This is a genomic window from Campylobacter sp. BCW_6466, from assembly GCF_001762835.1.
In the GTDB taxonomy this organism is placed as follows: Bacteria; Campylobacterota; Campylobacteria; order Campylobacterales; family Campylobacteraceae; genus Campylobacter_D; species Campylobacter_D jejuni.
Genome location: NZ_MJXO01000026.1, coordinates 26,512 through 37,655 on the forward strand (window position 1 = coordinate 26,512; position 11,144 = coordinate 37,655).

An 11,144-nucleotide genomic window follows, 5' to 3' on the forward strand; every position below is an offset into this window, starting at 1 on the left:
TTAAATCCTTGCTAATTCGTGAATAAAATTTTTAATATAAGGATAAAGATCGCTAAGCTCAGGTCCGTGAATATTTCCTGTTAAAATTATCCTTAAAGGCATGAAAAATTTTTTACCTTTTAAGTCGCTTTTGCTTAAAAGTTCATTTTTAAAATCTTCATAGTTTTCAAAAAGTTCAATATCTTTTAAGAGTTCTTTTAAAATTTTACATTCTACTTCAAACTCGCCAAAGTCTTTTGTGCTAAAAATAGCTCGCATTTTTTCTTTAAGTTCTTTTATGGTGCTTGCTTCTTGAGTGTAAAATTTAGTAAGTTGTGCAAGATCTTTGTTTAAATCTAAAATTTTATTAAGCTCATCATCTTTGATCATTTTGATATGTTCACGATTGATTTGTAAGAGTTTTTTAAGATCAAATCTTGCGGGAGCTTTTGAAACTTTAGAAATATCAAACCATTTTATAGCTTCTTCTAAGGTAAAAATTTCACAAGGAGTTTTATTGCCTAGCATGATCAGATAATTTGCGATTGCACTAGGTAAAATTCCACTTTCAAGTAGCCATTTTACAGAAGAATGTGCTTCTCTTTTGCTCATTTTAACACCTTCTTCGTTTAAAATGATAGGCAAGTGCGCATAAGTTATGGCTTTATTATAGTCTAAACTTGCGCGGATATGTTCTTGTTTTGGAGTGTTTGAAACATGATCTTCTCCGCGTATAATACAAGTAACATTTTCAAGCATATCATCAACCGCACAAGCAAAATTATAAGTTGGAGTTTTATCCGTTCTCATAATCACAAAAGAGTCTATGTTTTCAGGTTTAAAACTTAATTCACCTTTGATAAAATCTGTAAATTTCATAGTGTGAGTAGGTTTTTTAAGACGGATAACAAAGGGTTTTTCACATTCTAAAACATCGATATCGGCTAGTTTTTCACAAGTGCCATCGTAGCGATAAGCTTTACCTTGTTTTTTAGCTAGCTCTTTTTTTGCTTCAAGTTCTTCTTCAGTACAAAAACAAGCAAAAGCTTTTTTTTCACTTACAAGTTTTAAAGCCATTTGGCGATGGAATTTTAAATTTTCACTTTGTATATAGTAATGCTGCCATGAAATACCAAAAAGATTTAAAATTTCTTTGATTTCTTCTTCTTTTCCTGCTATATTTCTAGCCTTATCAGTATCTTCAATACGTAAGATAAAATCCATATTTTTTTGTCTTGCACAGATATAGTTAAAAATTGCTGCGCGTAAATTTCCTATGTGCATATCACCTGTGGGAGAAGGTGCAAAACGGTACATTTTATAGCCTTTAAAATTATTTAAAAGTTTATTATAACAGAAAAATTTATACGGATATTTAATTTTACTTGGTTATAATACTTTTATGATATTTTTAATTTTTTCTTTCATTGTATTATTGATTTTTGGCTTAGCAAATGTTTATATTTATAAAAGATTAATCAAGAAAATTACTCTTTTCAAGTATTTTTATAAAATTTTTGCCTTTATTTTTATTGTGCTTTTTTTAGCCCAAGCTGTGTTTTTAATATTTCGTAGAGATGAATATTTAAGTGATACTTGGTATGAAATTTTAGCCATGCTTTATGCGCCGACTTATTGTTTGTTTTTTATGACTTTAGCTTGGGATTTTATTAAATTGATTTTAGCTCTTATGGGTAAAAGAGATAAAAAATATAATCTTATTTTGCGTTTGATTTTTGAGCTTTCTCTTATAGTTTTAAGTGTGTTTTTAATTTATATAAGTATAAATAATGCTCTAAAAACACCTGAAGTAAAGAGTGTTGATGTTGAAATACCAAATCTTAAACAAGATTTAAAAATTGTCATGCTTACTGATATACATTTGGGTAAAAATTTGCATGAAAATTTTTTAGATAAGCTCATCACTAAAGTGAATTTGCAAAGTCCTGATATGGTTGTAATAGTAGGAGATCTGATTGATACTAATCCTAAAGATTTAAAAAATTACATCTCAAAACTTAATGATTTTAATTCCACTTATGGAACTTTTTATGCCTTGGGAAATCATGAGTATTATCATGGTATCAATAAAGTTTTGGATTTACTTAGAAAACATACTAATATGAAAATTTTAGTCAATCAAAATTTAGATTTAGGTTTTATAAATATTGCTGGACTTGGAGATTTAGCCGGACTTGATAAGGGTTTATATGCTCCTGATTTAGCAAGAATAAAAGTGGATTTAAATACAAGTAAAGCTAGTATTTTACTCACACATCAACCCAAAACAGCTTTGCTTTATGATTTAAGTGATTTTGACCTTGTTTTAAGTGGGCATACGCATGGAGGGCAAATTTTCCCTTTTATGTTTTTAGTTAAACTTCAGCAAGGTTTTGTTCATGGGCTTTATGATTTAGGAGAAAAAACTAAGCTTTATGTGAGTAGTGGAGCAGGATTTTGGGGGCCAAGTCTTAGAGTTTTTGCTCCGAGTGAAATAGTGATTTTAAATTTAAAAGGAAAAAAATGAGTTTTTCAAAAGAAAGTTCGAGGCTTTTTGGTTTTGTAGCGGGGATTAAATTTCCCAAAATGATACAAAAAGTTATTAATGAAAATTATGTTAAGTATTTTAATATCGATATGAGTGAATTTAAAGCTCCTTGTGAATACGAGAGTTTAAATGCTCTTTTTACAAGAACTTTTCACATTCCAAGGAAACTTGAAGAAGGTTTTATCAGTCCAAGTGATGGTAAAATTTTAGAGTGTGGAAGTACTTTTTTGGCAAATGAAGAACATTTTGCTTTTTCTATAAAAGGGCATACTTATAGCGTTGAGGAGCTTTTAAAAGATAGCTTTGAAAAAGATGAGCTTAAAAATGGGCTTGATTATGTCAATATCTATCTTTCTCCAAAAGATTATCATCGTTATCACAGCCCTTGTGATATGCAAATTTTGAGTGCAACTTACACAAGTGGCGCCCTTTATAGTGTAAATGAAAAGCATTTAGAACGCATTAGTAATTTGTATGTAAAAAATGAAAGAGTGAGTTTAAAATGTCAAAATGAAAAAGGTATTTTTTGGCTTGTTTTTGTAGGAGCGCAAAATGTAGGAAAAATGCGTTTTAATTTTGATATAAGCATACAAACCAATGCTAAAATTTCTCATAATTTTACTAGAAAATATGAAAATTTAAATCTAAAAAAAGGCGAAGAACTAGGAAATTTTGAACTGGGTTCTACTATAGTTTTAATCTCTCAAAAAGGACTTTTAACTTTTAATTTAAAAGCAGGGCAGGGTATTAAATTTGGAGAAAAAATAGCGGATTAGTTTTTAGGAGTTTTATTTGCCATTTGATAGATAAAGGCAAAAACTTCAGCTACAGCTTTATACATATTAGGTGGAATTTCATCACCTAAGTCAAGCTTGCTTAAAATTTCTATTAAATCTTCATCTTCTTTAATGGGAACTCCGTGTTCCTTGGCTAAAGAAATAATTTTAGCAGCACTTTCACCTTTGCCACTTGCAAGCACTTTTGGGGCAGAGTTTTTTTCTTTTTGATAGCCTAGAGCTACAGCTTTTTTAATCGATCTTTTGATTTTGCTCATACTTTTTTATCCATACCCATTTCAAGATCTAAATTTTTCATATTTCTAGTATCAAATTTACTTCTTATGATATCACCTACAAAGAAATTTGCACTTAAAAGTCCTGCTTTATTGATATTTCTTTTAAGCTCATGGGCATTTTCATAGATGGTTTTTCTAAATTCAATATTTTCTGCCATAATATTAATATCTATATATTTTTCATTATTTAAAGAAATAAGAATTTCCAAATCCCCAAGTTTTGCAAATTCGAGTTTAATTTGAGCAAAAAATTTATCCTTTTTTCCGCGTCTAAACATAATTTTAGAATCATTTAAATCATCCCAAGAAAAAGGCAGATAAGTATTGATAGAATCATTAGCTAAAGACATAAGCTGATTGATTTCAATTTGCGCTAAAAGACGATTAGCTTGATTATATATAGCTTCATTGCCTTCATTTTTAGCTAAATTTGAAATTTGCAAAAGTGTTGATTTTACATCATGATGTAAAGATTCAGCTATATCTTGTTCTGTTTTTGGTTTAATTTGCGCTAGATCTTTGGTAGAAAGATTGAGTTTGTGTTCGAGATTTTTAAGTTCTGCTTGATTCAGTTTGGCATTTTGAGTATAAGGTTCAAGTTCTTTTAAGCTTTCATTAAGTCTACGAGAAAGATTGCTTAAATTTTTACTTAAATCTTGCACTTGTTCTAGATCTAAATTTTCTACATTAAATGCTAAATTTTTTACAATATTTTGTTTTATAAATTCCTGATTTTTAAAAATATTTTGCATAGTTTGGTTATTGTTAGATTGAATATTTTGAGAATTATTTAAATTTTGCATATTGTTTGTGTTAGGATTATTTGTATTGATTGAAGTTTTGTTTTCTGTTTTTGTTTCATAAAATTTTGGATTTTCTTTGATATTTTCTTTTGATTTTTCTTGTTTTTCATCTTTAATTTTTTCTTGGTTTGGAGTAGAATTTTTTATATCATTGTCTGGATTATTTTCTGTTTCATTGTTTTGAATATCATTTTTTGTATCTTGGGTATCTTCTTCGTGGGTTTTTATATCAGAATCTAATTTTGAATCTTGCTTGGTATCATCTGTGAGATTTTCTTCTTTTGATGCTTTTATATGTTTTTCTTCATCTTGGTTTTTTGTGTTATGATTAAGTTTTTCTTCTTTGATATTTTCTTTGTTACTTAAAAGATTTTCTAAAATATTTTCTTTATCTTGTATTTTAGAAGCTTGATTGCCTAGTATATTTTTTAAAGTATTTTCAAGTTTTTCAAAGGCGGTAGCAGTTTGCTTAAGGATGTTTGGATCTTTTATCATTAAATTTTCTGGCTTATTAAGAGCTTTGAAAAAATCATTTTTGATGGAATTTAATTCTTTTAAAATTTTATTAGCCATAGGGGTGATTTTTTCTTGAGCATGACTGGGATTTTTACTTATATAATTTTTAAAATTTTCCAATTTAGAACTTAAATTTAAAAGTGCTTTAAAAGAACTTTGATTTAAAATTTGCTTATTTTCATTTTTGCTAGAATTAATAATATTTTTTAATTCTTTTAAAGTGTCTTTTGGGTTTAAATTTGCATTTGCAAGTTGGGCTATCTGAATACTTAGTTTTTCACTACTAAGACCTTTGATTGTACTTAAAAGAGAGTGAAAACTTTTGGGCAGCAATTCTTCGTTTAGGGCATCTTTTAATTTAGCTTCTAAAAATACGCCTGAATTTTTAAACAAAGGAGCTAAGTTGTTGTTTTTTATTTCACTGGCAGGTTTTAAAATTTGATTTAATCTGTCTAAAACTTGTGTAAAAGTATCGCTTTTTGCAAGTTCTGTGCTTAAAGTTTTTAATTCATTAGCAAAATTAGGAGCTAAATTTAAATTTTTTCCTTGTTTAAGCACAGGGGAATCGGGGTTTTTTTGAGCATTGATTTGATCTAAAAGTTTATTAACAAGTTCTTTTAATTTGGTGCCTGTTTCATTTTGAACAAATTTTGCTAGTATTTCTTCACTGCTAGCGTCCTTGCTTAAACCTAAATTTTGCTTTAAAGCTTGCGCAAGTGCTTCTTTTGGATTGTCCTTTAAATTTGTTTTATCTTTTGAAGTAGAGTTATCTACTTTTAAATCATTTTTTTGCGTATTGGCAATTTGACTTGCTAGTTGAGTATTAATCATCAAATATCACCATATTTCCAGGCTTTTTCTTAAATTTTTTATTTAAAATATTTGGTTTATTGATAGCAAAAAGAATTAAAAATGCTAAAGAAACTATATAAAACCATATAAAACCTTTGATTTCAAAGTATTGCATTAAAAAACCTAAAATTAAAGGGCCAAACAAAGAGCCCAAAGAATAGCAAAAAAGAACCCCACGACCTAACTCTACGCCTTTATTTTTGCTTACTAAAACATCATTTGCTCTAGCAAGTGCTAAAGCATATAAACAAAATATTCCTATACCAAGAGTAATTCCTAAAAAATATTGCATATACAAATGAAGTTTAAAAAAGATAAATATAAGCATAGTGATAAATCCTATGCTTGCGCAAGTGATAATGGCAAATTTGCGACCAAGTTTATCTGAAATAGTTCCTATGATGGTTTGTGCAATAAAACCACCTAAAACCCCACAAAATATAAAATAAGAAACCGCTTTTGTATCAAAACCTTGCAAAAGTATAAATAAAGATGCCATAGAAAAAAAGCCATTTATAAGCATTCCGGCTATAAAGCTTGTGACGATAGCTAAAGGAGCTATATCAAAAATTTTAGGTATAGAAATAGGACTTGATGCGGGCAAAACAGGTTCTTTGATTTTAATTAGATTTAAAGGTAAAGATGAAAGTAAAATTAAAGTTGCACTGAGGATAAATACACTATGTTTGCTTAAATTTAACGCTATGATTAAAACTCCAATACCAAATGCAAGATAAAAAACAATTTCATAAAAACCTAAAATTCTAGATCGAATGGCATTTTTGCTTTTTTCATTAAGCCATGATTCTATGACCATTAAAAGACCATAGTAGCAAATTCCTATGAAAAATCTTAAAACAGCCCAAAAAATAAGATTTTCGCTTACTGTATGAAGCATAGCTGAAATTCCAAAAATAGCCCCAAATAGCCCAAAAGAGCGTATATGACCTATACGAGAAATAATTTTATGAGCACTGATGGTTCCAACAAGAGCGCCTATAAAAAAACAAGAACTTACTACTCCAACAGCTAAAGAACTTTCTCCGTTTTCTTTTAATATAACACCTATAGAGCTTACTATCAAGGCATTACCTGCAAATAAAAATGCCATACCAGCAAAAAGTGCTGTCATTGATTTAATAATTTTTTTTGGACTCATACTTTTTTATATATAAAATAAAAATAAACACACAAACTAGCAAGGATGAAATTCCACAAATATAAGCAAAGATATCTAATTTATCTTGGCGATGTAAAAATAAAAATCCAGCAACCAATATTACATAAGCCATCAATTTAAAGAGAGTAAAAAACATAGTAAAAAAATGGATTTTCTCTTTAATATTTGGCTTTAAATCGTCTTTTAGAACTTTAAAATGAATAATTTTTGATAAATTTTGTTTTTTTTTGATAAAAAGCGATGAAATGAAATTAAAATCTTTTTCATAATTTTTTGATTTTTTTATAATGACTTTTTTATAATTTAAATAAGAAGCAAAAATAATCAATAAAACACTAAAAAAAGCTATTTCATAACTTAAAAATGTATCTAATTTAAAATGATTTAATAATGAAAATATGATCCAAAAAAATAAATGAATAATGGCAAAAATACAAAATAGAGCTTTTTTATGTTCCATTATTTATTCTTTTCTTTTTGAATTTTTTCTTTGATCAACTCATCTCTTTCTTTAAATTCTTCATAGCTTTTTACTTGAACTTTATAAGCTTTGTAAACATTAAGTATGGCAGCACTGATCCCCCAAAAAACTCCAAGCCAAAAAAGCCAAGGATAAGGAGTAAATTTTTTAAGTAAATATCCTATTCCCACACCTATAAATACAGCAACAACCATAGAGATGCCAAGACTTAAACCATCCGCAGCTTCAAGAGTTTTGCGAATGATTTTTTGTCTTTTGCTGTTGGAATTTTCTAAGTGATTTTTTTCTTCTTTTAAAATATTGCTCATATTCTTTTAAAGCTTTCCCTAACAGCTTCTAATGTTGTATCTACAATTTTATCATCCATTTTTGAACATATAAAGCCTGTTTCAAATTGAGAAGGCGCTAAATAAATTCCATTTTCAAGCATATTTTTGTGAAATTTTGAAAATAATGCTAGATCAGATTTTAATGCATCTTGGTAGTTTGATACAGGATTTTTGGTGAAAAAGTATCCGAACATAGAACCTACATGACAAACTTGCAGCGGAAGTCCTTTTTCATCTGCTAATTTTTTCATTCCTTGAGTAAGTTTTTTTGCTAATTTTCCAAGCTTGTCATAAAGCTTGGTTTTCTTTTTGGCTTTTGTAAGACTTGCTATGCCTGCAGCCATTGCTAAAGGATTTCCACTTAAAGTTCCTGCTTGATAAACTCCACCCAAAGGACTTAAAATATCCATAATTTCAGCTCTAGAAGCAAACGCTGCTGCAGGTAGACCACCTCCTATTACTTTACCAAAAGTAATTATATCTGCTTGAATATGATTGATTCCATAGGAACCAAGGTAAGATGCTCTATATCCACTCATTACTTCATCAAAAATCAGCAGAGTTTGATTGTTTTTGCAGATCTTAGCAAGTTCTTCTAAAAAATCTTGTTTAGCTGGAACTAACCCCATATTTCCAGCAATAGGCTCAATGATAACACATGCAATATCTTTATTTTTTTCAAAAAGCTCTTTGACGCTATTTATATCATTATATTTTGCTACTAAAGTGTGTTTAGCTACATCTTCTAAAACACCTAAGGAGCTAGGAGAGTTAAAAGTAGCAGCACCACTTCCTGCGCTCACCAATAATGAATCAGAATGCCCGTGATAACATCCTTCAAATTTTAAAATTTTATCTTTTTTAGTAAAGCCACGGGCAAGACGAATAGCACTCATGGTTGCTTCTGTTCCGCTACTTACAAAACGGATTTTTTCTAAATGAGGAAAATCAGATAAAACAAGTTTGGCAAGTTCAGTTTCTAATAAAGTCGGAGCTCCAAAACTTGAACCTTTGTGAAGTGCTTTTTGGCAAGCTTTTTGTATATCTTTATCGCAATGTCCGAAAAGTAAAGGTCCCCAGCTTTGAACATAGTCTATATAAGAATTTCCATCTATATCGAAAATATAAGCACCTTTTCCATGGGAAATAAATTTTGGCTCACTTTGAACATTTGCAAAAGCACGAACTGGAGAATTTACACCACCTGCGATGAATTTACACGCTTCTTTAAAAGCTTTTTTGTTTGTCATTTTTCTTCCTTGCTAAATTGCTTGATGTAATTATATAAAGTTACAATTTCATCATTTGTTAAAGAGTAATTTGGCATGATTGATTTTGCGTCTTTACTCTGATTAAGAGAATTTTTAAAATTCTCAAAACTAAGATTTTGTATACTTGGAACTTTATAAGCTGTTTTAATACCATTTTTCATAAAATATCCTAAAATTTGCTCGCTTCCATCTGTTCCATGACATTCTTTACAACTAATACCCCTTGGATTTTCATAAAGCATTTTAGAGTATTCTTTAAGAGTGATAAAATCAGCACCAAAAAGACTGATACTGAATAAAAAAAACATTAAAACAATTTTCAAAGTTTCACCTTGTTAATGAAGTTTTAATATGATACAATTTTTACTTTAAAAAAGTAATTAAATTTATAGAAGGAAAATAATGACTTTGCTTGATGGTAAAGCTTTAAGCGCAAAAATCAAAGAAGAATTAAAAGAAAAAAATCAATTTTTGAAAAGCAAAGGGATTGAAAGCTGTTTAGCTGTTATCTTGGTTGGAGATAATCCTGCAAGTCAAACTTATGTAAAATCTAAGGCTAAAGCCTGTGAAGAATGTGAAATTAAATCTTTAGTTTATCATCTTAATAAAAATACTACACAAAATGAACTTTTGGCATTGATTAATACCTTAAATCACGATGATAGTGTTCATGGAATTTTGGTTCAGCTTCCTTTACCTGATCATATTTGTAAAGATTTAATACTTGAAAGCATTATAAGCAGTAAAGATGTTGATGGTTTTCATCCTATTAATGTAGGATATTTAAATTTAGGCTTAGAAAGTGGGTTTTTGCCTTGTACTCCACTTGGAGTTATGAAGCTTTTACGGGCTTATGAAATTGATTTAGAAGGAAAAGACGCTGTTATTATAGGTGCTTCAAATATAGTAGGTCGTCCTATGGCTACTATGCTTTTAAATGCTGGAGCTACAGTAAGCGTTTGTCATATCAAAACCAAAGATTTGAGCCTTTATACTAGACAGGCTGATTTGATTATAGTAGCAGCAGGTTGTGTGAATTTGCTTCGATCGGATATGGTAAAAGAAGGAGTGATTGTTATTGATGTTGGAATCAATCGTCTTGAAAATGGAAAGATAGTTGGAGACGTGGATTTTGAAGAGGTATCTAAAAAATCTAGTTATATAACTCCTGTTCCAGGTGGAGTAGGTCCTATGACTATAGCCATGCTTTTAGAAAACACAGTTAAATCTGCTAAAAATAGACTTAATTAGGGAAAATCTATGGAAATTTTAAAGAAATTATATAAATTTTCACAGTCTTGGACTGGAACTGTAGTTATTGTTCTTTTGGTGATTTTTTTCTTTATACAAGCTTTTGTTATTCCTTCTGGTTCCATGAAAAACACCTTATTGGTAGGGGATTTTTTATTTGTTAAAAAATTTAGCTATGGCATCTCAACTCCTCATATTCCTTGGTTGGAAATTCCTGTTTTGCCGGATTTTAATAAAGATGGGCATTTGATAAAAGCACAAGGGCCACAAAGAGGAGATATAGTTGTTTTTAGAAATCCTAGAAATGAAAAAGAACACTTTGTAAAGCGTTGTGTAGGTACAGGAGGAGATAGGATGGTTTACGCAAATAAAACACTTTATGTGAGAATGCATGAAGGTGATGATTTTATGAAAGAACATTATCCAAATGATCTTGTTACTCTTGGAGGGCAAATTTATGTAAAAGAACCTTATAAACAAAAAGGTATTCATTATGATCCAAAAAAAGATATAGAAAGTGATATCTTGCGCTTTCTTAGCATAGGTGATTTTGCTATGTCTCCAACTTATATTAAAGAACTTGGAAATCATATAGGTTTTAGCGGCGGAAATGCTTATGTTTTTGATGTACCTGAAAATGAGTATTTCATGATGGGTGATAATCGTGATTATTCTTATGATAGTCGTTTTTGGGGTTCTGTTCCTTATAGGTTGATAGTAGGTAAACCTTGGTTTGTATATTTCTCTTGGGATAAAGATAAAAATGTTCGCTGGGAAAGGATAGGGCGTTTTGTTGACACCTTGGAAAATGATGAACAATATATCCATGATCATGACGATGAGGATAAATTAAGCTAAT

At 29.4% G+C, this 11,144-nt stretch carries 12 protein-coding genes; 4 read left to right on the forward strand and 8 right to left on the reverse strand.

Annotated features, from left to right (window positions below; genetic code table 11):
- Nucleotides 1-1,296 carry a glutamate--tRNA ligase gene (gene gltX / locus AJ887_RS01820; RefSeq protein WP_070239618.1) on the reverse strand — a complete coding sequence of 432 codons (1,296 nt, stop codon included), beginning with the start codon at nucleotides 1,294-1,296 and terminating at the stop codon, nucleotides 1-3.
- Between the two features lie 85 nt (nucleotides 1,297-1,381).
- Here gltX and AJ887_RS01825 point away from each other — a divergent pair, with 85 nt between their 5' ends.
- Together AJ887_RS01825 and AJ887_RS01830 are read left to right on the forward strand one after the other, a co-directional pair.
- Nucleotides 1,382-2,506, forward strand: coding sequence for a metallophosphoesterase (locus AJ887_RS01825; protein WP_070233334.1), 1,125 nt, complete (start codon nucleotides 1,382-1,384; stop codon nucleotides 2,504-2,506).
- Nucleotides 2,503-3,303 (forward strand): phosphatidylserine decarboxylase, encoded by an 801-nt coding sequence (locus AJ887_RS01830; RefSeq protein ID WP_070239620.1) that lies wholly within the window; start codon nucleotides 2,503-2,505, stop codon nucleotides 3,301-3,303. The genes AJ887_RS01825 and AJ887_RS01830 overlap by 4 nt, the downstream gene beginning before the upstream one ends.
- On the opposite strand, the gene AJ887_RS01835 is transcribed toward AJ887_RS01830, so the two are convergent.
- The 7 genes from AJ887_RS01835 to AJ887_RS01865 are packed head-to-tail and all read right to left on the reverse strand — an operon-like array spanning nucleotide 3,300 to nucleotide 9,357.
- Nucleotides 3,300-3,581, reverse strand: a complete 282-nt coding sequence (locus AJ887_RS01835) for a FlhB-like flagellar biosynthesis protein (protein ID WP_002852641.1) — start codon at nucleotides 3,579-3,581, stop codon at nucleotides 3,300-3,302. The two genes, AJ887_RS01830 and AJ887_RS01835, sit on opposite strands and share 4 nt — an antisense overlap.
- Complete coding sequence (locus AJ887_RS01840; protein ID WP_070239623.1) at nucleotides 3,578-5,752, reverse strand: flagellar hook-length control protein FliK; 2,175 nt, start codon at nucleotides 5,750-5,752, stop codon at nucleotides 3,578-3,580. Before AJ887_RS01840 ends, AJ887_RS01835 begins: the two co-directional genes overlap by 4 nt.
- Nucleotides 5,745-6,932, reverse strand: coding sequence for an MFS transporter (locus AJ887_RS01845; protein WP_070233337.1), 1,188 nt, complete (start codon nucleotides 6,930-6,932; stop codon nucleotides 5,745-5,747). Before AJ887_RS01845 ends, AJ887_RS01840 begins: the two co-directional genes overlap by 8 nt.
- On the reverse strand, nucleotides 6,910-7,413 hold the full coding sequence (locus AJ887_RS01850) for a hypothetical protein (RefSeq protein ID WP_070210087.1): 504 nt from the start codon (nucleotides 7,411-7,413) through the stop codon (nucleotides 6,910-6,912). The genes AJ887_RS01845 and AJ887_RS01850 overlap by 23 nt, the downstream gene beginning before the upstream one ends.
- Complete coding sequence (locus AJ887_RS01855) at nucleotides 7,413-7,742, reverse strand: AtpZ/AtpI family protein (RefSeq protein WP_002852414.1); 330 nt, start codon at nucleotides 7,740-7,742, stop codon at nucleotides 7,413-7,415. Before AJ887_RS01855 ends, AJ887_RS01850 begins: the two co-directional genes overlap by 1 nt.
- A complete protein-coding gene (hemL, locus tag AJ887_RS01860) occupies nucleotides 7,739-9,013 on the reverse strand; it encodes a glutamate-1-semialdehyde 2,1-aminomutase (RefSeq protein WP_002861491.1) in 1,275 nt (424 codons plus the stop codon). Before hemL ends, AJ887_RS01855 begins: the two co-directional genes overlap by 4 nt.
- Nucleotides 9,010-9,357: a hypothetical protein gene (locus AJ887_RS01865; RefSeq protein WP_070239626.1), complete on the reverse strand. Its 348-nt coding sequence runs from the start codon at nucleotides 9,355-9,357 to the stop codon at nucleotides 9,010-9,012. The genes hemL and AJ887_RS01865 overlap by 4 nt, the downstream gene beginning before the upstream one ends.
- A 79-nt stretch (nucleotides 9,358-9,436) precedes the next feature.
- On the opposite strand from AJ887_RS01865, the gene folD reads away from it, so the two are divergent.
- On the forward strand, nucleotides 9,437-10,285 hold the full coding sequence (gene folD, locus AJ887_RS01870; protein WP_070239628.1) for a bifunctional methylenetetrahydrofolate dehydrogenase/methenyltetrahydrofolate cyclohydrolase FolD: 849 nt from the start codon (nucleotides 9,437-9,439) through the stop codon (nucleotides 10,283-10,285).
- 9 nt (nucleotides 10,286-10,294) lie between these two features.
- Nucleotides 10,295-11,143, forward strand: coding sequence for a signal peptidase I (lepB, locus tag AJ887_RS01875; RefSeq protein ID WP_070239630.1), 849 nt, complete (start codon nucleotides 10,295-10,297; stop codon nucleotides 11,141-11,143).
- Nucleotide 11,144: the final 1 nt, after the last annotated feature.

What these genes read in the sequence shown, in the direction of transcription:
- gltX (WP_070239618.1), bottom strand. Translation starts at nt 1,296, where the DNA reads ATGTACCGTTTTGCACCTTCTCCCACAGGTGATATGCACATAGGAAAT.
- AJ887_RS01825 (WP_070233334.1), top strand. Translation starts at nt 1,382, where the DNA reads ATGATATTTTTAATTTTTTCTTTCATTGTATTATTGATTTTTGGCTTA.
- AJ887_RS01830 (WP_070239620.1), top strand. Translation starts at nt 2,503, where the DNA reads ATGAGTTTTTCAAAAGAAAGTTCGAGGCTTTTTGGTTTTGTAGCGGGG.
- AJ887_RS01835 (WP_002852641.1), bottom strand. Translation starts at nt 3,581, where the DNA reads ATGAGCAAAATCAAAAGATCGATTAAAAAAGCTGTAGCTCTAGGCTAT.
- AJ887_RS01840 (WP_070239623.1), bottom strand. Translation starts at nt 5,752, where the DNA reads ATGATTAATACTCAACTAGCAAGTCAAATTGCCAATACGCAAAAAAAT.
- AJ887_RS01845 (WP_070233337.1), bottom strand. Translation starts at nt 6,932, where the DNA reads ATGAGTCCAAAAAAAATTATTAAATCAATGACAGCACTTTTTGCTGGT.
- AJ887_RS01850 (WP_070210087.1), bottom strand. Translation starts at nt 7,413, where the DNA reads ATGGAACATAAAAAAGCTCTATTTTGTATTTTTGCCATTATTCATTTA.
- AJ887_RS01855 (WP_002852414.1), bottom strand. Translation starts at nt 7,742, where the DNA reads ATGAGCAATATTTTAAAAGAAGAAAAAAATCACTTAGAAAATTCCAAC.
- hemL (WP_002861491.1), bottom strand. Translation starts at nt 9,013, where the DNA reads ATGACAAACAAAAAAGCTTTTAAAGAAGCGTGTAAATTCATCGCAGGT.
- folD (WP_070239628.1), top strand. Translation starts at nt 9,437, where the DNA reads ATGACTTTGCTTGATGGTAAAGCTTTAAGCGCAAAAATCAAAGAAGAA.
- lepB (WP_070239630.1), top strand. Translation starts at nt 10,295, where the DNA reads ATGGAAATTTTAAAGAAATTATATAAATTTTCACAGTCTTGGACTGGA.